General features: G+C 66.5%; 20 protein-coding genes. 12 read left to right on the forward strand and 8 right to left on the reverse strand.

Annotation, left to right across the window (positions count from 1 at the left end; translation table 11 throughout):
* Positions 1 to 484: hypothetical protein (locus tag C666_RS14125; protein ID WP_004341318.1), on the forward strand; the 484-nt coding region annotated here is incomplete at its 5' end.
* A gap of 60 nt (positions 485 to 544) precedes the next feature.
* On the opposite strand, the gene C666_RS14130 is transcribed toward C666_RS14125, so the two are convergent.
* From C666_RS14130 to C666_RS14155, 6 genes are all read right to left on the reverse strand, one after another.
* Positions 545 to 865 (reverse strand): CcdB family protein, encoded by a 321-nt coding sequence (locus C666_RS14130; protein ID WP_004341322.1) that lies wholly within the window; start codon positions 863 to 865, stop codon positions 545 to 547.
* Between the two features lies 1 nt (position 866).
* Entirely contained in the window at positions 867 to 1,118 is a 252-nt protein-coding gene (locus C666_RS14135) for a type II toxin-antitoxin system CcdA family antitoxin (protein ID WP_004341325.1), read from the reverse strand.
* A 75-nt stretch (positions 1,119 to 1,193) separates the two neighbouring features.
* A complete protein-coding gene (locus C666_RS14140; RefSeq protein ID WP_004341326.1) occupies positions 1,194 to 1,829 on the reverse strand; it encodes an ABC-type transport auxiliary lipoprotein family protein in 636 nt (211 codons plus the stop codon).
* Positions 1,826 to 2,764: an MlaD family protein gene (locus C666_RS14145; protein ID WP_004341329.1), complete on the reverse strand. Its 939-nt coding sequence runs from the start codon at positions 2,762 to 2,764 to the stop codon at positions 1,826 to 1,828. The genes C666_RS14140 and C666_RS14145 overlap by 4 nt, the downstream gene beginning before the upstream one ends.
* 1 nt (position 2,765) lies before the next feature.
* Positions 2,766 to 3,587 carry an ABC transporter ATP-binding protein gene (locus tag C666_RS14150; protein WP_038001305.1) on the reverse strand — a complete coding sequence of 274 codons (822 nt, stop codon included), beginning with the start codon at positions 3,585 to 3,587 and terminating at the stop codon, positions 2,766 to 2,768.
* Between the two features lie 14 nt (positions 3,588 to 3,601).
* Complete coding sequence (locus C666_RS14155) at positions 3,602 to 4,729, reverse strand: ABC transporter permease (RefSeq protein WP_004341333.1); 1,128 nt, start codon at positions 4,727 to 4,729, stop codon at positions 3,602 to 3,604.
* A 310-nt stretch (positions 4,730 to 5,039) separates the two neighbouring features.
* Between C666_RS14155 and C666_RS14160 the strand changes: the two genes are divergently transcribed.
* The 10 genes from C666_RS14160 to C666_RS14205 all read left to right on the forward strand — a co-directional run bounded on the left by C666_RS14160 (position 5,040) and on the right by C666_RS14205 (position 18,999).
* Positions 5,040 to 6,107, forward strand: a complete 1,068-nt coding sequence (locus C666_RS14160; protein WP_004341336.1) for an HlyD family secretion protein — start codon at positions 5,040 to 5,042, stop codon at positions 6,105 to 6,107.
* Complete coding sequence (gene rbbA, locus C666_RS14165; RefSeq protein ID WP_004341339.1) at positions 6,104 to 8,878, forward strand: ribosome-associated ATPase/putative transporter RbbA; 2,775 nt, start codon at positions 6,104 to 6,106, stop codon at positions 8,876 to 8,878. The genes C666_RS14160 and rbbA overlap by 4 nt, the downstream gene beginning before the upstream one ends.
* 11 nt (positions 8,879 to 8,889) lie before the next feature.
* Positions 8,890 to 10,029: an ABC transporter permease gene (locus C666_RS14170; RefSeq protein WP_004341342.1), complete on the forward strand. Its 1,140-nt coding sequence runs from the start codon at positions 8,890 to 8,892 to the stop codon at positions 10,027 to 10,029.
* A gap of 43 nt (positions 10,030 to 10,072) precedes the next feature.
* Positions 10,073 to 11,170, forward strand: a complete 1,098-nt coding sequence (locus C666_RS14175; RefSeq protein WP_004341344.1) for an NADH:flavin oxidoreductase/NADH oxidase — start codon at positions 10,073 to 10,075, stop codon at positions 11,168 to 11,170.
* 166 nt (positions 11,171 to 11,336) lie between these two features.
* The gene (locus C666_RS14180) at positions 11,337 to 11,927 is read left to right on the forward strand and encodes an RNA polymerase sigma factor (RefSeq protein WP_038001303.1); all 591 of its coding nucleotides are present in this window, start codon (positions 11,337 to 11,339) and stop codon (positions 11,925 to 11,927) included.
* Entirely contained in the window at positions 11,924 to 12,955 is a 1,032-nt protein-coding gene (locus tag C666_RS14185; RefSeq protein WP_004341352.1) for a FecR family protein, read from the forward strand. The genes C666_RS14180 and C666_RS14185 overlap by 4 nt, the downstream gene beginning before the upstream one ends.
* A gap of 218 nt (positions 12,956 to 13,173) precedes the next feature.
* A complete protein-coding gene (locus tag C666_RS14190; RefSeq protein WP_004341355.1) occupies positions 13,174 to 16,080 on the forward strand; it encodes a secretin and TonB N-terminal domain-containing protein in 2,907 nt (968 codons plus the stop codon).
* Between the two features lie 29 nt (positions 16,081 to 16,109).
* Positions 16,110 to 16,997 (forward strand): ABC transporter ATP-binding protein, encoded by an 888-nt coding sequence (locus C666_RS14195; protein WP_028792418.1) that lies wholly within the window; start codon positions 16,110 to 16,112, stop codon positions 16,995 to 16,997.
* Between the two features lie 11 nt (positions 16,998 to 17,008).
* Positions 17,009 to 17,704: a hypothetical protein gene (locus C666_RS14200; RefSeq protein WP_004341361.1), complete on the forward strand. Its 696-nt coding sequence runs from the start codon at positions 17,009 to 17,011 to the stop codon at positions 17,702 to 17,704.
* Complete coding sequence (locus C666_RS14205) at positions 17,701 to 18,999, forward strand: DUF4857 domain-containing protein (RefSeq protein WP_004341363.1); 1,299 nt, start codon at positions 17,701 to 17,703, stop codon at positions 18,997 to 18,999. Before C666_RS14200 ends, C666_RS14205 begins: the two co-directional genes overlap by 4 nt.
* Here C666_RS14205 and pdxR read toward each other — a convergent pair.
* A complete protein-coding gene (pdxR, locus tag C666_RS14210; protein ID WP_004341366.1) occupies positions 18,986 to 20,428 on the reverse strand; it encodes a MocR-like pyridoxine biosynthesis transcription factor PdxR in 1,443 nt (480 codons plus the stop codon). The two genes, C666_RS14205 and pdxR, sit on opposite strands and share 14 nt — an antisense overlap.
* 136 nt (positions 20,429 to 20,564) lie before the next feature.
* Between pdxR and C666_RS14215 the strand changes: the two genes are divergently transcribed.
* Entirely contained in the window at positions 20,565 to 21,203 is a 639-nt protein-coding gene (locus C666_RS14215; protein ID WP_004341369.1) for a pyridoxamine 5'-phosphate oxidase family protein, read from the forward strand.
* 76 nt (positions 21,204 to 21,279) lie between these two features.
* Here C666_RS14215 and C666_RS14220 read toward each other — a convergent pair whose 3' ends face one another.
* On the reverse strand, positions 21,280 to 22,470 hold the full coding sequence (locus tag C666_RS14220; RefSeq protein ID WP_004341371.1) for an MFS transporter: 1,191 nt from the start codon (positions 22,468 to 22,470) through the stop codon (positions 21,280 to 21,282).
* Positions 22,471 to 23,338 lie beyond the last annotated feature (868 nt).

Here is a 23,338-nt window from a genome sequence, read left to right on the forward strand (position 1 = left end):
CGCCCTGCCCGGCCTGCTGGCCGCCGCGCCCGGCGGCGACGCAGCCGCCGCCCTGGCCGCGCCGAGCGAAGCCGAAGACCTGCTCGCGGACTACGCCCGCCTCGGCTTCACGCTGGGCCGCCACCCGCTGTGCTTCGTGCGGGACGAACTGGCACGCCAGCGCTTCGTCACCGCCGCCGACATCGCCGGCGCGCCCGACCGCATGCTCGCCCGCGGCGCCGGCCTCGTCACCTGCCGCCAGCGCCCCGGCACGGCCAAGGGCACGCTGTTCATCACGCTGGAAGACGAAACCGGCCTGGTCAACGTCATCGTCCGCCCCGAGCTTTTCGAGCAGCAGCGCCGCATCCTGCTCGGCGCCCACCTGCTCGGGGTGTACGGCCAGATCAGCCGCCAGGGCGACGTGGTGCATCTGCTGGCAGGCCGCGCGGTGGATCATTCCAAGTTGCTGTGGGGGCTCGCGGCAAAGAGCCGGGATTTCCACTGAGAAGCGCTCGAAACACGCCGCCAAGGCAGGACGCCAGCCCGCCGCCCACCCGATGCCCGATCAGCCCCAGGCGCGCGTCGTCAGTTCATCCAGCGCCTCGATGATCCGGGCGCCCTGGTCGACGAGCGAGGCCACGGGCTCGCCAAGCGTTTCCTGCGGCACCGAAACGATCTCCAGCGGGTGCAGCACGACGGATACGCCTTCGATGACGAAAGTCGGGTTGAAACGTGGATGATCGATCGTGGGGAGATACGATTTCCGCACCAGAGGTACGACCACGCGGCGCTTGAAGCCGTCGAATATGGCCGATTGCACGACCACAACATAAGGAATGCCGTCGCGGTTCCGCCCGGGATTGCGATGAATGTCGAACTGCGCCATTTCAGAGCGTGGAGAACTCATCGGCAAACGAGCCATGCTTTTCGGCAAAAACGTTCCACGCAGCGGCAGAACGCCTGAGGCTGGCCGCCTCGGCCTGACGCAACTGCTGCTGCCGCAGCACGAAATCGGCCAGTAGCGACTCCACTTCTGCCGACAGGTTGCCGGTCAGGCTGCGCGCCCGTGCCACCAGGTCTTCGTTCAGCGACAGGTTGACCGGGCGCTTGGGCGCATTGATGTCGTAGACGGTTTTCATCGCAGTCCCCTTCGACGTTCATGCGCACCATATGCGCATGAACGTCGCCTTGCAAGCGCTGGCAGGCACGCCGTATCAGCGCCCAAGCTCGCCCATCGTCCATTCGACCAGTTCACCCGCCACGGCGGCCGACGCATGGCCGAAGCTCTCCACCACACGGGGCAACTCGGCACCCGTCGGGCGGTGCCGCGCCTCGAACTGGCGCGACGCGACGATGCGGCGGTCGTCGCGCTGCACGAGGCGGACATCCAGCCTGACCACCACTTCAGGCGCGCCGTCGCGGTATTCGCTCTGGAACGCCAGCAGGTCGCTGGCGATCTCGTAGTCGGCCTGCAAGCGCAGTTCGTCGCTGCTCAGGGCCGCGATGCGGCCGTCGGCGCGGAAAGCGTCGATGATGCGTTCGCGCACCAGCACCGGGGTGGGCTCGCTCCAGCTCGCGCCCTTGTAGACGCTCACGCGGTTGGCCTCGGGCACGACCACGATGCGCTGCCCGGACAGGCTGGCGCCGGTCACCGGCCGTGCGATGCGCAGCGCCACCGGCAGCGCCGCCTGCTCCGCCTTGCGCCACTCGGCCGGCGGCAGCATGTAGGTATCGACCGGCTCCGGGCGCGGCAGCACCGAACATGCCGCCAGGAACAGCAACGATGCGGCGGCGCAGGCCCGGCCCGCGGCAAGGCGCGGGAGACGCATGTCGAACTTGCGGAACTTCATGGTGTGAACTCCTTCACCGGCTCGAGGCCGAGCAGATAGTCAGCGGGCCGGCTCTCGAGCTGGCGGGTGATGAGGCGCAGCGAAGCCAGCGTGTCGCGCAGTTCCGACAGCGCGGGGCCGACCTCGGCCAGGCCGCGCACGCTGCTGTCGAGCGGGGCGCGGTTGTCGCTGACCAGCGTATCGACGGTGACCATGGCACGCTCGAAGGCCGCCATCGAGCGCTGTGCGCTCTGCAGCGTCTGCACCCCCTGCACATCGATCAGGCGGTTGGCGGTGCCGACCAGCTTCGAGGCCTCGCCCAGCGTCAGCGTGGCCTGTTCGCTGGCCTGCGAGAGCTGGCGCAGCGCCGAGGCGATCTCCTCGCGCTCGGCCGCGACCGCGCCGGTCGCCTGCTCCAGGCTCTTCAGCGTGTTGCCGATGCTGGCGATGTTGTCCGCCGAAAACAGTTCGCGCATCCGGAACAGCAGGTCGTTGACGTTGAGCATCACGTCCTCGCCTTCGGACATCAGCTTGGTGAAGGGCGATGGCGTGGCCACGATCACCGGCACCTCGTCTCCGGGCCGCAAGGGCACGCTGTTCGGGTTGCTGCCGCTGCTCAGGCGGATGATCGAGATGCCGGTGATGCCCGCCGGCATGAGCCGCGCCTGGGTGTCGCTGCGGACCGGCGCGGCGCTGTCGACACGGACGCGGGCGATCACCCGGTGGGGATCGTCAGGATCGAGCCGCAGGCTGGAGACATCGCCGATCTTGATGCCGTTGAACTCCACCGTGCTGCCCTTGGACAGGCCGCTGACGGCTTCCTGGAAGACGATGTCGTAGGCCTGGAACTGGGTGTCGCTGTGGTTCTTGCCAAGCCACAGCGCGAACAGCAGCGCTGCCCCGACCACCACCAGGGTGAAGAGGCCGATCAGCACGTGATGGGCACGTGTTTCCATTTCAGGTTTGCTCCGGTTGGGATTCGGTTTTCGGACCGCGCTGCAGCACCTGCGCGGCATCCGCGGCGGCACGGCCGCGCGGTCCATGGAAGTATTCGCGGATCCAAGCGTCGTCGGTGGCCGCCACGGCCGCGAGGCTGTCGTTGACCAGCACGCGCTTCTGCGCCAGCACGGCGACCCGGTCGGTGATCGTATAGAGCGTGTCGAGATCGTGGGTGACGATGAACACGCTCAGGCCGAGCGCGTCGCGCAGCGTGAGGATGAGCTGGTCGAAGGCGGCCGCGCCGATCGGATCGAGACCGGCGGTCGGCTCGTCGAGGAACAGGATGTCGGGGTCGAGGGCCAGCGCGCGCGCCAGCGCGGCACGCTTGACCATGCCGCCCGACAGGTCCGACGGATACTTGTCGCCGGCATCGGCCGGCAGGCCCGCCAGCGCGATCTTCAGCCGCGCCAGCTTCGCCGCCTCCGTCGCCGGCAGCCGGGCATGCTCGATCAGCGGCAGGGCGACGTTCTCGGTCACCGTCAGCGAGGAGAACAGCGCGCCTTTCTGGAACAGCACGCCGAAGCGCCGCTCGATCCGCGCGCGCTGCGCCGCCGGCAGGGTCAGCAGGTCTTCGCCGAACACGCTCACCTTGCCCGCCGCCGGACGGTTGAGCCCTACGATGGTCCGCAACAGCACCGACTTGCCGGTGCCCGAACCGCCGACCACGCCCAGGATCTCGCCGCGGCGCACATCGAGGTCGAGCTGGTCGTGCACCACCTGGGCGCCGAACTGGTTGCGCACGCCGCGTACCTCGATGATGTTCTCCACGTCCGCGCTCATCACCTGACCCGTTGTCACCAGCCCATCTCCATGCAGAACAGCGCCGCGACCGCATCGACCACGATCACCGTGAAGATCGACTGCACCACGGCCGATGTGGTGTGCTCGCCCACCGACTGCGCGCTGCCGCTGACCCGGAAGCCTTCCAGGCAGCCGATCACGCCGATCAGGAAGGCGAAGATCGGCGCCTTGGCCATACCGACGAGGAAGTGGTTGAGGCCGACGTTGTTCTCGATCACCGACAGGAACATCACCGGCGAGATGTCGAGCTTCGTCGCGCACACCAGCATGCCGCCGACGATGCCCGAGATCATCGCCACGAAGGTCAGCATCGGCAGCGCAAGCAGCAGCGCCGCCACCCGCGGCAACACGAGCAGCTCGACCGGATCGAGGCCCAGCACGCGGATCGCGTCCACTTCCTCGTTGGCGCGCATCGAGCCGATCTGCGCGGTGAAGGAACTCGCGGTGCGGCCGGCGACGATGATCGCGGTCAGCAGCACGCCGAATTCACGCAGGAAGGAATAGGCGATCAGGTCCACCGTGAAGATGCTGGCGCCGAACGCCGCCAGCACGGTCGCCCCCAGGAAGGCCACCACGGCACCGACGAGAAAGGTGAGCAGCGCGACGATGGGCACGGCGTCGAGCGCGGTGCGTTCCAGGTTGGCGACCAGCGAGGTGACGCGCCAGCGCCGCGGACGCAGCAGCACGGCAAACGCCGTCTCGAGCGTGATGCCGATGAAGCCCGCGATACCCACCACGTGGCTCCAGAAGGTCGTCATCGTCTGGCCGACGTGCTCGAGCACGTCGCCCAGCGCATGCCCCGATCCGGCAGGCGGGGACGGCTCGGTGGCGAGCGCGTCCGACACCGTCGCCAGCAGCGCGCGGCGCTCCGCGCCCAGCGGGCTTCCGGCCCCCGCCAGCCGCTGCAGGCGCTCCGCCCCCAGCAGCTCGTGCAGCAGGGCCACGCCGGCGGTGTCGAGCGCGCCCAGCGCAGCGGCGTCGACCTGCGTGCCGGCTTCGATCTGCCCCCGCAACGCAGCCACGCGCCCCGCGAGCGGACGGTAGTGCGCCAGCGTCCAGTCACCGCTCAGCACGAGGCGGCTCGCATCCGCAGCGCGGGACAAGTCCGCGGAACCCATCATCGAGTCAGCCAAGATGTCCCCTGCTCCGATATCCCGAAACCCGATGTCGCCCCTCGGGGCCAGCCTTCACCATGTCCTTCCTCCCACGTTTTCCATTTCACATCACGCAACATTTACCTGGCATCATGAAGCGGCCGGCCTGCAGGCATGGCGCTTGACGATGATATTTGACGGATGTTGGAATGCAAGTGCACTGCAGCATTCTTTTGCCCGGCCGCGACGGCCGCACCCCGCCCGCACGAAGCGGACGCAGCGGATGATCCGGGAGCATGTCCGAACCGAGAACCTGGCCCTCTGACCGGGAAATGCCATGAAAACCGAAACCAGAACCAAGACGGCATGGATCATCGCCGCCCTCCTCGCCATCGCGGCCGCCGCCGCATGGCAGTTCCTCGGACGGGAGAACGACGACGGCAGCTTCGTTTCCGGCAACGGCCGCATCGAGGCGACCGAAGTCGACGTCGCCGCCAAGGCCGCCGGGCGCGTGCAGGACATCCTGGTCAACGAAGGCGACTTCGTCACCGCCGATGCGGTCATCGCCCACATGGACATGAAATCGGTCGAGGCCCAACTCGCCCAGGCGCGGGCCGAGGTCGCCAACGCCCGCAGCGCCCGCGAGACCGCGCTCGCCCAGGTCGCCCAGCGCAAGGCCGACGTGGCGATGGCCGAGGCGGTGCTGGTCCAGCGCCGCTCCGAACTCGACATCGCGCGCAAGACCAGCGCCCGCTCGCAGGCGCTGCGCGCCGACCGCGCCATCTCCGAGCAGGTCGCCGACGACAACGTCGCGCGCGTGCGCAACGCCGAGGCCAACATCAACGTCGCCCATGCCCAGATCGCCGCCGCCCAGGCCGGGGTCAAGGCGGCCGACGCCCAGGTCGAGCAGGCCGATGCGGCGATCGAGGCCGCCGCGGCCGTCGTCACCCGGCTGGAGACCGAACTCGCGGACGGCGTGCTGAAGGCGCCGCGCAGCGGCCGCGTCCAGTACCGCGTGGTGCAGCCGGGCGAAGTCATCGGCAGCGGCGGCAAGGTCGTCAGCCTGGTCGACGTCGGCGACGTGTACATGACCTTCTTCCTGCCCGAAATGGCCGCCGGCCGCGTCGCCCTCGGCACCGAAGCGCGCATCGTGCTCGACGCCGCGCAGCACTACGTGATCCCGGCCAACATCTCCTACGTCGCCAGCGTCGCGCAGTTTACGCCGAAGACGGTCGAAACCCAGAGCGAACGCCAGAAGATGGTGTTCCGCGTCAAGGCGCGCATCGACCCCGAACTGCTGGCGAAATACCCCGAACACGTCAAGACCGGCCTGCCCGGCGTCGCCCACGTCCGCCTCGACGACACCAAGCCCTGGCCCGATACGCTGCAGACGAGGCTGCCGTGAGCCACGGCGCAGGCCCGGCGCCGGTCGTCCGTCTCGCCGGCGTCGAGCACCGCTACGGCGGCACGCTGGCCGCCGACGATGTCACGCTCGACATCCCGGCCGGCCGCATGGTCGGCTTCATCGGCCCCGACGGCGTCGGCAAATCCACCTGGCTCGGGCTGATCGCCGGTGCGCGCCAGATCCAGAAAGGCAGGGTCGAGGTGCTCGGCGGCGACATGGCCAGCGCCCGCCACCGCGGCGCCGTCTGCCCGCGCATCGCCTACATGCCGCAGGGGCTGGGCAAGAATCTGTACCCAACGCTGTCGGTGTTCGAGAACATCGACTTCTTCGGCCGCCTGTTCGGCCAGCCGCGCGCCGAGCGCGAGCGCCGCATCGCCGACCTGCTCGCCTCGACCGGCCTCGCCGGCTTCGCCGACCGCCCGGCCAACAAGCTGTCCGGCGGCATGAAGCAGAAGCTCGGCCTGTGCTGCGCGCTGGTGCACGACCCCGATCTGCTGATCCTCGACGAGCCTACCACCGGCGTCGATCCGCTGTCGCGCCGCCAGTTCTGGGAACTGATCGCCCGCATCCGCGGCCGGCGCCCGGGCATGAGCGTGCTGGTCGCCACCGCCTACATGGAAGAGGCCGAACAGTACGACTGGCTGGTCGCGGTCGACGCCGGCCGCGTGCTGGCCACCGGCAGCCCGGCGGAACTGCGCGCCAGGAGCGGCGCCGACACGCTGGAAGACGCCTTCCTCGCCCTGCTCCCCCCCGAGCGGCTGGGCGACCACACGCCGCTGGCGATTCCCCCGCTCAGCGCGGGCGAGATCGTCATCGAAGCGCGCGACCTGCAGATGCGCTTCGGCGACTTCGTCGCCGTCGACGACGTCAATCTGCAGGTGCGGCGCGGCGAGATCTTCGGCTTCCTCGGCTCCAACGGCTGCGGCAAATCGACGACGATGAAGATGCTCACCGGCCTGCTGCCCCCGACCCGGGGCGAAGCCCGCCTGCTGGGCGAAGTCCTCGACGCCCGCAACATCGACACGCGGCGCCGGGTGGGCTACATGTCGCAGGCCTTTTCGCTGTATGGCGAACTGTCGGTGCGCCGCAACCTGCAACTGCATGCCGACCTGTTCAACCTGCCGCAGGCCGAAGCCGACGCCCGCATCGCCGAACTGGCCCGGCGCTTCGACCTCGCGCCGATCATGGACGACATCCCGGAGGCGCTGCCGCTGGGCATCCGCCAGCGCCTGCAACTGGCGGTCGCGGTCCTGCACCGGCCCGACGTCCTGATCCTGGACGAGCCGACCTCGGGCGTGGACCCGGTGGCCCGCGACCACTTCTGGGAGCTGATCATCGACCTGTCGCGCAAGGATGGCGTGACGATCTTCATCACCACCCACTTCATGAACGAGGCCCAGCGCTGCGACCGTATCTCGCTGATGCACGCCGGCCGCATCCTGGCCAGCGACGCCCCCGCCGCGCTGGTCGCACGGCGCGGCGCCAGCACGCTGGAAGATGCCTTCGTCGGCTACCTGGCCGAGGCGAGCGGGGTGAAGCTGTCCTCCCCCGGCGAGGACTGCCGCCACGCCGAAGCGCCAGCCGCCACCGCCGCCCCCGAGGCCGAGCCCCCGCTCCCGGCCGGCCAGACAAAGCCGCACCTGGCCCGCTTCAGCCTCGCCCGCCTGCTCAGCTTCAGCATGCGCGAAGCGACCGAACTGCGGCGCGACCCCTTCCGCCTGACGCTGGCGCTGCTCGGCACCGTGATCCTGATGCTGGTGATGGGCTACGGCATCAGCACCGACGTGGAAAACCTGAACTACGCCGTGCTCGACCTCGACCGCAGCACCACCAGCGAGAGCTACACCCTCAACATCGCCGGCTCGCGCTACTTTCAGGAACGCCCATCGCTCGAGAGCCACGCCGACATCGACCGCCGCATGCGCACCGGCGAACTGGCCATGGCGCTGGAGATTCCACCCAACTTCGGGCGCGACCTCGCGCGCGGCGCGCGGCCGGAAATCGGCGTCTGGCTGGACGGCGCGATGCCGATGCGGGCCGAAGTCGCGCGCGGCTACGTCATGGGCGTGCACGCGCAGACGCTCTCCGAAGCGGTCACGGCCGCCACCGGCAGCGCCCCCGCCGCGCTCGCCGACATCGCCGTGCGCTACCGCTACAACCCGGAAATGCGCAGCCTGATCGCCATGGTGCCGGCCGTCATCCCGATGCTGCTGGTCTTCATCCCGTCGATGCTGACCGCGCTGGGCGTGGTGCGCGAGAAGGAGTTGGGCTCCATCCTCAACGTCTACACCACGCCGGTGACCAAGCTCGAATTCCTGCTCGGCAAGCAACTGCCCTACATCGCGCTGTCGATGCTCAACTGCGTGCTGATGTTCGTGCTCGCGCTCACCTTGTTCGACGTGCCGTTCAAGGGCAGCCTGCCGGCCTTCTTCATCGGCGCCCTGCTCTACGTGACCGCGACCACCGGCCTCGGCCTGCTGATGTCGACGCTGACCAACAGCCAGGTCGCGGCGATCGCCGGCACCTCCATCGGCACCCTGCTGCCGGCGATCCAGTTTTCCGGCATGCTCGACCCGGTTTCCTCGCTCGAAGGCGGCGGGGCGGTGCTGGGCAGGATCTATCCGACCACCCATTTCCTCGACATCAGCCGCGGCACCTTCGCCAAGGCACTCGACTTCGGCGACCTGGGCGGCGCCTTCATCCCGCTGCTGGTCGCCATTCCGGTGCTGACGCTGCTGTCCACGCTGCTGCTGAAGAAGCAGGCGCGCTGAAGGGAAACGCCATGGCCACGCGCAACAGCACCCTGCACAACACTTGGCACCTGGGCATCAAGGAATTCCACAGCCTGCTGGGCGACTGGACGATGCTGTTCCTGATCGTGTTCATGTTCACGGTGTCGGTCTACGCCGATGCCCGCGCCAAGCCCGAAAGCCTGCACCGCGCCTCGATCGCCGTCGTCGACGAAGACCAGTCGCAATTGTCCGAACGCATCCTCGCCGCGCTGCAGCCGCCGCAGTTCATCGTGCCCGAGCGCATCGGCCTGTCCGACATCGACCGCAGCATGGACGCCGGCCTGCACACCTTCGTGCTCGACATCCCGCCCAACTTTCAGCGCGACGTGCTGGCCGGGCGCGCGCCCGCGCTGCAGCTCAACGTCGACGCCACGCGCCAGAGCCAGGCGCAGACCGGCACCGGCTACATCCAGAGCATCGTCAACGACGAGATCCGCGCCTTCGTGCAGCGCTACCGCAGCACCGCGGCGCAGCCCGTGCAACTGGTCGAGCGCGCGATGTTCAACCCCAACCTCAACGCCGGCTGGTTCGGCGCGATCACCGCGATCATCAACAACATCACCATGCTCGGCATCATGCTCACCGGCGCCGCACTGATCCGCGAACGCGAGCACGGCACCATCGAGCACCTGCTGGTGATGCCGGTGACGCCCTTCGAGATCATGCTGTCCAAGGTGTGGTCGATGGGCGTGGTGGTGCTGGTGGCCTCGTCCTTCTCATTGCAGCTCATCGCCAAGGGCCTGCTCGGCGTCGTCGTGCCGGGCTCGGCGCTGCTGTTCGGCCTCGCCACCCTGCTCTATCTGTTCGCCGCCGCGTCGATCGGCATCTTCATGGGCACCGTTGCGCGCAACATGCCGCAGTTCGGCCTGATGGCGATTCTCGTGCTGCTGCCGCTGCAGATCCTGTCTGGCGCGCTGACGCCGCTCGAAAGCATGCCGGAATTCGTCCGCTGGCTGATGTCGCTGACGCCCACCACCCACTTCGTCAGCCTCGCCCAGTCAATCCTGTTCCGCGGCGCCGGCATCGACGTGGTGTGGCCCACCTTCATCATGGTCGCCGTGATCGGCGGCGCCTTCTTCGCCCTCGCCCACCACCGCCTGCGCAGTACCATCGGCAAGATGCAGAGCTGAACCCCCGGTCGAACCCATCACGCACGAATCAGAGGACTCACCCATGTCGGCACTCTTCCAGCCCTTCAGATTCAAGGACGCCACGCTCCGCAACCGCATCGCCATCCCACCGATGTGCCAGTACATGGCCGCCGACGGCGTCGCCAACGACTGGCACCGGGTGCATTACCCGGCCCTGGCGCGCGGCGGCGCCGGCCTGCTCATCGTCGAGGCCACCGCCGTCGCACCGGAAGGGCGCATCACCCACGGCTGCCTGGGCCTGTGGAACGACACTCAGGCCACGGCCCTCGCACCCATCGCCGCGTCCATCAAGGCCGCCGGCGCCGTGCCCGGCATCCAGATCGGCCATGCCGGCCGCAAGGCCAGCGCCAACCTGCCGTGGGAAGGCGACGACCACATCACCGACGGCAACCCTGGCGCCTGGCCGACGATCTCACCCTCGGCCACCGCCTTCGGCGCCAACCTGCCGAAGATCCCGCGCGCCATGACGCTGGACGACATCGCCCGCGTGCGCGCGGACTTCGCCGCCGCAGCCCGACGCGCGCGCGACGCAGGCTTCGAGTGGCTGGAGCTTCATTTCGCCCACGGCTACCTGGGGCAGAGCTTCTTCTCGGTGCACGCCAACCAGCGCGGCGACGCCTATGGCGGCAGCGCCGAAAACCGCGGCCGTTTCCTGCTCGAGACGCTCGCCGCCGTGCGCGCGGAATGGCCGGAGAACCTGCCGCTCACCGCCCGCTTCGGCGTCATCGAATACGACGGCCGCGACGAGGAAACGCTGGCCGAAGCCATCGACCTGACCCGCGCTTTCAAACGTGGCGGGCTCGACCTGCTGAGCGTCAGCGTCGGCTTTTCCACACCGCAGGCCGACATACCCTGGGGCCCCGCCTTTCTCGCCCCCATCGCCGCCCGCGTGCGCGAGGAAGCCGCCATCCCGGTCGCCTCGGCCTGGGGCATCGGCACGCCGGAACTGGCCGAAGCCGCCGTCGCCAACGGCCAGCTCGACCTCGTCATGGTCGGCCGCTCCCACCTCGCCAACCCGCACTGGCCGATGCACGCGGCAAAAGCGCTGAAGGTCGAGCGCCCGACCTGGGTGCTGCCGGCGCCGTATGCACACTGGCTGGAGCGGTATCGCACCGAGTGAAGCGTGCGTGGAGCCGGGGCATCGGCTCCACGGCCAGCCGCCCCGAACCTTACAGAAACGGCGCCCGGCACATCCGCGATCTACCGGCCGGCGCTGCCACGCATGGAAATTGCCACCACCGCCGACACCATGGATAATTGAGATTACTTCTCATTTCATGATATCCATGAGCGACCGCGCCGACTCATCAAGCGACCTCGCCGACGCCTTTGCTCACTGGCAACCCAAGCTGTTGCGTACGCTTTTCCGGCGGCTGGGCAATCGCGCCGACGCCGAGGACATCGCCCAGGAATCCTTCCTCCGCCTCGCGGCTGCCGGCAAGGCGCTGCCGCTCGACGAACAGGGCCCCTACCTGCAGCGAATCGCCCAGAATCTGTGGCACGACCAGTGGCGAAACAGCCCGGCCCGGCAACAGATCGAGGTCGTCGCCTACGACGATTGCGAGATGATGGCCGAGGGCGCCACCACCGATGGCACCTGCCCCTGCACCCGCACCGAACAGCGCCAGCGCCTCGAACGCCTGCAACAGGCACTCGATGAACTTCCCGAACGCCAGCGCGAAGCTTTCGTGCTGCACCGTTTCGACGGCCTGTCCCAGGAGCAGGTCGGCGAGCGCATGGGCATCTCCCGGCGAATGGTCGTCAAGCATCTCGCCCGCGCCTTTGCCTATTGCGAGATTCGCGTTCACTATTCCAGCCTGGAACAAATGGAACGCCTGCATCCCGCCGCGGCAAGGCGCGTGGATGACGACTCATGACCCCCCTCGCCCCGAACGTCCAACTCCACGAAGCCGCCGCCGAGTGGTTCCTGCGCCGCAGCGAGACGCCATGGACACCGGCCGACGAGACGGCGTTCGCCGAGTGGCTGGCTGCCGATCCGGCGCACCAGCAGGTCTACGCCAGCCTCGCCCGCACTTGGGACGACTTTTCCAGCGTCCAGCGCCCGGCACTGGCCGCGGATAGCGCGGCTGAAACATCCGACATTTCGGCCGGCCAGGCCGCCAGTACGCCCCGCTCCGCGCCCAATCCGCGCAGGCGCTGGTTCCAAGGCCTGTTCGGCGGCCTCTCCATCCCGACCGCCGCCACCGCCTGCCTCACATTGGTGGTCGGCGGCTGGTTGGCCTGGAACAACATCCCCCGCTACAGCGTGGAACTCGCCACCGCACACGGCCAGACCGAGCGGTTCGACCTGCCCGACGGCTCCAGCGCCGTCCTCAACATGGACAGCCAGGTGCAGGTCCGCTATTACCCCGGCCGCCGTACGGTTCAGCTCAGCCGCGGCGAGGCCTTCTTCCGCGTCGAGGCGGGGCCGGAGCGCCCGTTCACCGTGCGCACCGGCAACAGCGAGGTGCGCGTCATCGGCACCGCCTTCAACGTCCGCGCCATACCGCCCGGGCTGAGCGTCAAGGTACTCGAAGGCCAGGTCGAGGTCCGCATCGACACGTCCTCCAAGCAAGCGCCGGTACGGCTTGCCGCACGGCAAGGTCTCCTCTTCGATCCGGTCGGCATGCGCTACCAGACCACGGCCTTGCTCGCCGAAACCGTCGGCGACTGGCGCGACGGCCAACTCATCTTCCGCCGCAGCCGTCTCGCCGAGGTCGCCGAAGAGCTCGGCCGCTACCTCGGTCAGCCGGTCGAACTGCGCGGCAAGGGCATCGCCGACCTGCGCGTCTCCGGCTACGCGGCCACCCAGGCCCCGCAAGCCTTCCTCGAATCCCTGCCCGATCTGTTGCCGGTGCGGGTACAGAAACGGAACGATGGGACGTACGTAATCGTCAGCCGCTGAACAGCTGCAGTTTTTTTCGCCGGCAAGGTTCCCACTTTTCCGCAAATACCGTTCTAGCTATCAGAGCCCGGTTTTTCCGGGCCCGACGGCTGCCAGCCACGTCACGGAAGAATCCAGACTCTAGCCACCGGCCGCTTTTGCTGCACGCCATGTCCACATGGCGTACTTCCGAAGCGCGACGGGGATCGCGCTTCATCTCGATGACGGATGGAGTCGTAATGCAGGCAAACACATTCAAGGGGCGGCTGCTGGCCGCACATCTGCGCGGTTGCGCGGCGGCATTCAGGCCGGCGACGGTTTCGCTGATGGTGGCATCGGCGCTGGCGGTGATGGCCGCGCCGGCCAGCGCTCAGGAAGCGCGGATCGAATTCGACATTCCGGCCCAGGCGCTGGACGGCAGCTTGCGTGCTTTCTCGCAGCAAGCCAAGACCCAGGTGCTGTTCGACGAGGCGACCGTCGCCGGACTTCGAGCGCCCGCCCTCAAGGGCAACTACGCTGCACACGAAGCCCTAGCGCGCCTGCTGGCGGGAAGCGGCATCGCGGCAAACCTGTCGCGGCCAGGGGTGTTTACCCTGAAGCCGGCAACAAGCTCGCGGGACACCACGCTCGCCCCGGTGATGGTGGTCGATCGGCCCGAATGGGTCATCGATCACGAGTTGCTGGACAAGATGCCGAATAAGTCCAGTTCCATCGAAGGCGCGCTGGCCCTCCACTCCCAGGTACAAACCAGCAACAGCGCGGAACGTTCGATGCAGGGCGGTGAAATCAAGCCGCCGCAGATTTCCATCTCGGGCGGCAAGCCCTACGAAAACCGTTACGTCATCAACGGCCTGGGCAACAACAACTACGTCGCGCCCCCCACCTCCAGTTCGGGCCTGGCCTCGAACGGCAGCGTACAGTCGGCCTACCTCGACGACGTCAAGGTCGGCAGCCAGCCGATGGGCATGGCGCAGTCCTACAACCTCGACCCCGACCTGCTCGACAACATCGAGTTGCACGACTCACGCATCCCGGTCAATCACGGCGGCTTTACCGGCGGCGTCGTCTCCGCTGAAACGCGCAAGCCCGACCCCACCCGCTTTGGCGGCAAGGTCCGTTGGGGCCACAACCGCAGCGGCTGGGACAAACGCTTCTACGATGAATCGGGGCTGCGCGGCGAAGCCTTCGACGAATCGTTCAGCGCCCTGCGCCAGCCGGAATACACCCGCAACACCGGCGGCTTCATGCTCAACGTGCCGCTCAACGAGCGTTTCGCGGCCATCGTCTCGTACGACAAGACACTGTCGAAGATCCCGCTCAAGTATACGGCCCTGTCCGCCACTACGCTCTCTGCCGAAACCGCGAAAACCAAGGAGCAGACCCGTTCCGCCGAAACCTTCTTCACCTCGATCGGTGGCCGCACCGAATCCGGCCTGGACGTGGACCTGACCGGTGTCTATTACAAGTACAACGGCAACTACTTCAACCCGCGCGCCATCAATTCGGAATGGGAGCAAGAACAGCGCACCTACGATTTCGCCCTGAACCTGTCAAAAGACCTGGCCGCCGGCAAGGCTAGCGCCAAGTTCAAGTACGGCAACATGGTTTCCAACCGCGAGGTCGAATCCAACGTCTACAAACCCTGGTACACCTATGGCGAAACCAACTGGGGCGCTGCCACGTCTTGCACAAACACCAACATCCTTTCCAATGGCATGTTCTCGGGCTGCACGTTTTCCGCTGACAGCAACACGTTGGCGAACGATCTGGATTTCAAGCAACGCACCTTCCAGACGGCTCTGGATTTCGAGTTCAACGAACTGCAACTGGGCACCACCACACACCGTTTCGCGGTCGGCCTGAACAACGAAATCGTCAAGGGCGAAGCCATAGGCGGCGAGGCCGTCCAGTACAACCTCGGCCTGGCGGCCCTCAACGGTCCGCTCGCTTCCGGCCAGGATGGCGTGAGCTACAACAACGCCAGTACCGCCGGCGCGCTCCGTGACCAGTATTTTTACCAGAAGAGCGTATACGCCAGCTTCGACCGCGACGCCAAGGTGCAGACCTGGTCGTTGTGGCTGCAGGACACCGTCACCTTCTCCGACTTCATGTTGCGTCCCGGCATCCGCGTCGATTATGACGACCAGTTCCGGAACACCAACATCGCGCCGCGACTCGCCGGTAGCTGGAACGTGCTCGGCAAGAACGTCGCCATGCTGCACGCCGGGCAGGCCCGCTACTACGGCGGCCCCAACCTCTACTACTCCCTGTTCCAGGCCTCGGGCGGCGCTGCCATGTACAGGCGCGGTCTTCCCGGCACCATCGGCGCCGATGGTTTGGCCCACTGGACACAGACATCGAGCGGCTCTGTCGGCGCGGAATACCAAGCCGAAGACCTGAAAACGCCGTATTCGGACGAAACCAGCCTCGGCTTCGATCTGAAGCTCCAGGGTGGTTTCCTCGTCAACTACGACTACGTCTACCGCAAGGGCAAGGACGGCATCATGCGCCGGTTCAAGCAGGACGGCGCCTACGCCGCCACCAACGATGGCGAGAACACCTATACCGGCCACACCATCTCGATCTCCAACAACTACTTCAAGAACCACTTCTTCCGCCTCAGCACCACCTTCGCCGACAGCCAGTCGAACTACCTCGACTACACGGCGGACAGCGCCAGTTGGTCAGACCTGACCAACATGATCGATCGCTCCCGCGTCATCTACAACGACAAACTGATCGACGCCAACGAATTGGACATGAGCAACTTCAACCGTCCACAGCAGATCGTCGGCCTGTGGAGCGCCACGCTGTCGGAGCGCGTCCACCTGGTGACGACCGGCATCTGGACGCGGAAAACCGACGTGCTGGTCAACGGCCCCCGGGTTACGCTCAATGACGGCTGGCGGGTCAATTCCTACACCAAGGGCAAACTGCCTTCCCGCTTCACCGTCGACATGTCCCTGGGCATCGACCTGTACCGCAGCAAGGAACAGAATCTGCGGGCCACGGTGGACGTATATAACGTGTTCAACCGCAAGCTCCAGAACGGTATCGGCTCATACACCGTCAGCGGCCAGCCGGTGTTTTTCGACTATTACGCGCCGGGCCGCTCGGTTGCGGCCAAGCTGGAATACAGCTTCTGAACGTGACGAGTGCGACGCAGGCCGCGTCCGTGGCGCCGTTGATCGAATGCGACCAACTGCGCCACGGCTACGCCGGAAAACAAGTGCTGAACGGTTTGTCCTTCCAGGTCCGCAAGGGCGGCATCTACGGCTTGCTGGGGAAGAACGGCGCCGGGAAAACCACCACGATCAATATCCTGATGGGTTTCCTGGAGCCGTCCGGCGGCCGCTGCCGGGTGCTGGGCGATCCCAGCCACCGGCTGCGGCCGGAGACGCGCCGCAAGATCGGGCTGCTGCATGAAGGCTTCACCCAGCACGACTTCATGACGATTGCAGAACTGGAGAAGTTCTACCGCCATTTCTACCCTCACTGGCAGCCCCAGGTATTCGCGCAACTGGTGCAGAAACTGCAGGTGCCGGCAAGCCGGCGTCTGTCGAAGCTGTCATTCGGGCAGCGCTCGCAGGTGTGCCTGGCGCTGGTCATGGCGCAACGGCCCGAGTTGATGATCCTGGACGACTACTCGATGGGCCTGGACGCCGGCTACCGCCGGCTGCTCCTCGACTACCTGCACGCCTATGCGCGGGAGTACGGCACGACGATCCTGCTGACCTCGCATGTCGTGCAGGATCTCGAACGCCTGATCGACCACATGTTCATCATCCAGAACGGCAGCCTGCTGTATTCGGCCGAGCGGGGGCGCTTCTTCGAATCGCTCAGGCAATGGCGCTTCCGGCGCACCCCGCAGGCCGACCTGCTGGAAAAGACGGATCTGCTGACCAGCGTCGAACATATCGGCAGGCACAGCATCGTCTGCTCGTTCCACGACGAGGCGCAGGTGCGCCAAGCCTTGCGGCAGAAAGATGTCGCCCTGGAGGACTGGCAGGAAATCCCGCTCGGCTTCGAGGATGCCTTCCTTAGCCTGACCGGCAAATACTGAATAACGAGGCCATGAAGAATACGCATGCATCGATGGCCGTACGCGGTTTGCTGTACAAGGAATGGATCAAGCTGCGCTACCTCGGGCTGCTGCCGTTTGCACTGCTGCTGATCGCGCTGGGCGATTCGTTCTACGACATGCACGGCTTGAAGTCGGCCAATGGCGGACAGGCCCTGTGGCATGCGGTGATATTCCGTTCGCACATGCCTTTCGAGCCGATGCGATACCTGCCGCTGTCGTCGGGCATCTGGCTGGCCGCCGTCCAGTTCGCACCCGAATGCCTTAACCGGCGGCTGCGGCTGTTCTTCCACCTGCCGGTTGATGAGCACAAGGCCCTGTGCCTCATCCTCGGGCTGGGCGCGGGGCTGTTGTCGGCGCTGACCGGCGGCCTGTGCCTCGCCCAGGCCGCCCTCATCAGCCTGTTCATGCCCGTCGAAGCCGCCCGGCTATCGATCCTCGCCCTGACCCCCTGGTGCCTGGCGGGTTTTGTCGCCTATGCAGTCACGGCGCTGATCTTCATCGAAACCTCGCCCGTGCGGCGGCTGTGGCATGCGGGCATCGGCGCGGTATTCGTGCTGGCGCTGACCGACGCCCGCGGCTATGGCAGCCACGTCGACGGCCTGCCGTGGTTCGGCCTGATCGCTGCACTGTGGTTCGCCGCCATCGGCAACGTGCTCGAGCGCGCCAAGAGAGGAGGTGGATCATGATGCTGATTTCACGTCTGGCGCTGGCAGTCCTGTCCGTGCTGGCCCTGGCGAGAATACTGCCCGGCTACGTCGGGCAGGTGTTTCCCAAGGATTACGAGACCGTCCTCATTGCCTACGGCGCTGACCCGCAGCGCCTGATATTCAAACACTACCGCAGCGGCAAATGGTCCTACAGCGATGACGGAGGCAATTCCCTCACCGAGGATGAAGTGCGCACGGCGCTACCCTTCGCCCATTTCCGCGAACTGGAAAGGCTCGGCAGGTTGCCCGGCGAAGTTGCCGGCTGGCCGTTCGATCCCGAAGCCGTCGCCAGGTACGGAACCCGCATGCGGCTGACGCCGCGTCAGCTGGACAAGCCCGATTTTTCCCTCTACACGCTGATGGAATCCGAACCGGGCGCCACGGGGCTGCAGGTCCCGCCCGACATGTTCCGCATGACGGAGCGCATCGAGTTCATCGACGCGGCGTCGAACCGAATCGACGAAGCCAAGAGCCAGCGCTACAACCGAGCCCTGGCCGAAGCTGGATTCACCCACCCCGCCAGACTGGCCGGAGACAATCCGAGCACGCAAAAAAACTACGACAACGGCGTTCTGCTGGTGGATGCCGAATGGCGGGTGTTCCATCTCTGGCAAGTCGGGGGCGAGCCACGGGTGGCGCGCACCGACACCGTCCTGCCGCCATCCGCGCTTGCCATCCGCGTGCTGCAGCACCCCGGCCGCGAATACCACGGCATCGTCACATTGCCGGATCAACTGCTGTTCCTGGATTGGGAACAGCACGCCCCACACCGCCTGCCGCTGGACGGCCACCTCCCTGCGGTCGAGTCCCTATCCGTCGAAGAAACCCCTTTGAGCTGGGAGTTTTCCCACACCCGGAATGAGACGGGCACGCGGAAGTTCGTCCTGACCGACCGGCAGCTCGCCCCCTTGCTGCGCCATACCTGGCACGAAGGCGATACCGATGCCGGCAAGCGGGCCATGCGCGCCAAGGCCATGGGATTCCTGTTTCCTTTCAAGCTCGAATTCCACATCGACGAACGCACCCAGCACAGCCTGTACTTCAGCACCTTCGGTGCGCCGTGGTGGGTGACGATGGCGGGTATTGCCAGCGCGCTGTGCGCCAGCATCCTGTGGTGCCTACGACGCCACGGCCGTCTGCCGCATGGGCTGGATCTGTTGTTCGTGCTGCTCACCGGCTGGCTCGGCGCGATCACGCTGGCGGTGCTCGGCCCCCTGATGCGCAGCCATCCCGGCTTGCCAGCCTGGCGGAACACGTCGCCTATGCAGCCCTGACTGCCACGGCCAGACGGCCAACCGCTTCGGCAACCGCACGCTCCTCCAGGTTGCCGTAACCGAGCACCAACCCATTGCACGCCAGCGGCGGCCGGGAGAATCCGGACAGCGCCCTCACACCCAGCCCCAGCGCAGCAGCGCGGCGGGCCGCTTCGACATCCGGCACCGCATCCGGCAGCCACAGCACCAGATGCAGGCCGGCCTCGCCGCCTGACAGTTCCACCCGCTCGCCGAAGGCAGCGACCAACGCAGAGCGCAGCGCCTCCTGCCGCGCAGCATAGCGAGCGCGCATGCGCCGCAGGTGGGCGGCGTAGTGGCCGCGCAGGATGAAATCGGCCAGCGCGCGCTGCTCGACGCCCTGGCCGGCGCGCGTCGCCATCGCGGCGGCGCGGGCGAAGTCGGCGGCGACGTGCCGCGGCAGCACGGCATAGCCCAGGCGCAGCCCCGGATAGAGCGTCTTGCTGAAGGTGCCGAGATAGACCACGGGCGCATCGGGCCGCAGGCCGAACAGCGCGGGCGGCGCCGGCCCGCCGCGGCGGAATTCGCTGTCGTAGTCGTCCTCGACGATCCAGGCGCCGGCCTGCTGCGCGCGCGCGATCAAGTCCAGACGCCGGGCCAGCGACATGACGCGGCCGGTGGGGTACTGGTGCGAAGGCGTGGCCATGACCAGGCGCGGGCGGTGCTCGTGCCAGTCGCGCTCGGTCGGCGCCAGCCCTTCGGCATCGACGGCAACGTCGTACACCCGCAGCCCGGCCAGGCCGAAGGCGGCGCGGGCGGCGATGTAACCGGGGTTCTCCACCCACACCGTTTCGCCCTGGTCGGCAAGAAGGCGGGCGCAAAGATCGAGCGCGGCCTGCGCGCCGCTGGTGACGACGACCTGCCCGGCATCGACAGGCAGGCCGCGCACGCTGGTGAGGTGGCCGGCCAGGGCCTCGCGCAGCGCCGGATCGCCGCCGTCGCGGGCATAACCGAGCTGCCGCCAGTTCACCTCGCGCCAGGCGCGTTCCAGGCAGGCCCGCCAGGCACGGAAGGGAAAGGCGCCGTAATCATGCACGCCAAGGGAAAACGGCAGGGCCTCAGCCTCCCTCGCCGGCAGCGACCCCAGCATGTCCGCCGCACGGGCGGACAACTGCCGTGGCCCAAATGCCGCCGCATCGCCGAACAGCACGGCGGTGCGAACAGGCAGCCGTGCGACGCAGGTGCCCTGGCGGCCGGCATCGAGGCAACCTTCGGCCGCCAGTTGTTCGTAGGCGAAGAGCACGGTATTTCGCGCGATGCCCAGCGATGCGGCCAGGCTGCGGCTGGCCGGCAGGCGCGTTCCCGCCGGCAGGCGGCCGGACAGGATGGCCTCGCGCAGGCGCCGGTACAGCAGGCGCTGGCGGGGCACGGCATCGGGCAGCGGCGGTGCGAGCAGCCAGTCGAGCTCCATCGTGGCTCCATGAACAAGGCAATTCGTGGCCCTACAAAAGGTACCACGACCGCCATAACCTGAAGCCTGTCGATGCTTGCGGGCTTCCCGCCTCCAGGCGCCCTCTTCCATCTCGCCCATTCAAAGGTCTGCCGCCATGCCCCCGGTTTCCGCCCCCTCCTCCCGTACCCGCGTCCGCCGCCTACCGGACCGCGCGCACTACGACGCCGACACCGTCGCCGCCATCGTCGATGCCGCAATGCTATGCACCGTCGCCTTCCAGATCGACGGCACGGTGCATGCCATCCCCACCATCCACTGGCGCGAAGGCGGGCATCTCTACATTCACGGCGCCAAGGCGTCGCGCATGCTCAAGGCGCTGACGGCGGGCGAAGCCTGTGTGACGATCGCGCTGGCCAACGGCCTGGTGCTGGCACGTTCGGCGATGCACCACTCGATGAACTATCGCTCGGTCGTCATCTATGGCCGCTTCGAGCCGGTGACCGACCCCGGCTACAAGCTGAACAGCCTGCGCGCCTTCATCGAAGGCTTCTACCCCGGCCGTTGGGACACGCTGCGCCCCATCACCAACAAGGAACTGAACGCCACCGGCCTGCTGCGCATCGCGCTGTCCGAGGCCTCGGCCAAGATCCGCGCCCATGGCGTCAAGGACGACGAGGAAGACCTGAGCTGGCCGGTATGGGCAGGCGTGGTCCCGCTGCACACCGTCACTGGCGAGCCGGTGGCCGAGCGGGACAGTGTGCTGCAGCAGGTGCCGAAGACGCGCCTCGGCTGAGTGCCCTGCCTGGCGCGGCCAACGCCCATGCCCGTCATGGGCTCACCCCATACGGGCCGGGCACCCCGGCCTTGGCTCAAACCCGCCCGGTGCCGCCTGCGGCCGCCTCGCGCCGGCGGCGCAGGCCCAGCCACAGCAGCGCCGCGCCGGTCAGCACCACCGGCACCAGCGAGCCCAGGTTAAGCAGCGCCCAGCCCTGCGTCGTCACCAGCGCGCCCGAAGCAAAGGACGTCAGCGCCATCGTCGCGAACACCGCGAAGTTGATCGCCGCCTGGGCCTTGTCCTTTTCTTCCGGGCGGTAAGCCTGCATCGCCAGCGTGGTGCTGCCGGTGAAAAGGAAATTCCAGCCCACCCCCAGCAGGAACAGCGAAACGAGGAACTGGTGCAGGTCCTGCCCCGACAGCGCGATCAGGATGCAGGCCAGGTTCAGCACCACGCCGGCCCCCATCACCGGCAGCACGCCGAAGCGCTTGATCAGGTGACCGGTGAAGAAGCCCGGCGCGAACATGCCGATGACGTGCCACTCCAGCACCAGCGCGGCATCCGAGAACGGCATGCCGCACACATCCATCGCCAGCGGCGTCGCCGCCATCAGCAGGTTCATCACCCCATAGCCGAGCGCCGCGCCCAAGGTGGACACGATGAACACCGGCTGGCGCATGATCTCGCCCAGCGGCCGCCCGCCGGCCGCACCCGCGGCCTGCTTCGGCTCGGGCGGAAAGCGGATGCCCGCCATCACCGCCATCGACACCAGCGCCACCACCGACAGCGCCAGGTAGGAACCGAGAAAAGGCGCGGCCATCGCCTCGCGCGTGTGGTTCGCCAGGTTCGGCCCGATCACCGCGCCAATCAGGCCGCCCGCCAGCACCAGCGACACCGCCTTCTCGCGGAACGACGGCGGCGCCAGCTCGGCGGCAGCAAAACGGTAGAGCTGGCCATTGGCGCTGTAATAGCCGGCAATCACCGTCCCCGCCACCAGCAGCCAGAAACTGCGTAGATACAGCGCCAGCGCGCACAGCAAGGCCGTCAGCAGCGCGACCAGCAGACCAAGCTGGAACGAGGTCTTGCGCCCCCAGCGCCGCTGGCTGCGCGCCACCAGCCCGGTCGACATCGCCCCACCCACCACATAACCCATCACCGGCAGCGTCGCCATCCACGCCACCGGCGCCAGCGCCAGCCCCACCAGACCGTTGATGGCGATGAACACCACGTTGTTGGTCAGGAACAAGCCCTGGGCGATGGCCAGCAGCCACAGATTCTTCTTCATAAGTAAATCGTTGTTTTTTGATGTGAGGCGTGAATGTACCACCACCTATGGCTTTCTGATCGCCGAACGGCTGCGCCACAAAGACACCAAAAAAACACCTTATTCAGCCCGCAATCTACCTTACCCGAAGGTTACGTGCCGCGAGGCAGCTCGACGCGCCCAGCGCCACGTTTCCAATTCGGTCTTGACACTACGGTGGACCATCGCTCAGGCTCTGACCAATAGTCTTCAACGATATCCCTGTTGCTCACGGACAAGGCCGGAAAATTTATTAACGATTTTTTTGACACAGTAAGAATATATGTTCCGCACCTTGGGTCAATCTTGGAAATTGGCAACTATATGCTCTACATGCTGGGCTACTTTATCGTCGAATCCTTGGACACGAAGTACCATATTTTTTACACCACTGCGCCATTGGATCCGAGTGACTCCATCATCGCCTGATTCATTTCGAATTCGTGAAACGATGGCACCTCTTCTAATTCCACCAATAACTATTTTTGCATTTACGGCGAGGGTGTTTGCTGTGTCCACATGACGGTCCGAGTATAATAATGACTCCTCCAGACTGACAACCCCAATGGCATTACAATAAAAAAACTTTCCATTGCCCGTAACCGAATCCTTTAGCTCGCCGCCGATTGGAATGGATTTAAGCAGTTCGCACTCGCGAAGAGCGGTTTTAGATATGTCATAGGTATTTACGGAAGGTGCTTTTGTTGTAAAAATTGTATCTGGAAGATGTAATAATTTTTCCGCGGCGTTTGGTAGTGATGCGAATCTCCCTACTCTAAGGAAGCTCTGATCTATTCAGAGCCGGTAAAATACTGAAGTCATGATCTGCGCTGCGCCCATGAAACAAACG

Source organism: Thauera linaloolentis 47Lol = DSM 12138 (assembly GCF_000310205.1).
Lineage (GTDB): Bacteria > Pseudomonadota > Gammaproteobacteria > Burkholderiales > Rhodocyclaceae > Thauera > Thauera linaloolentis.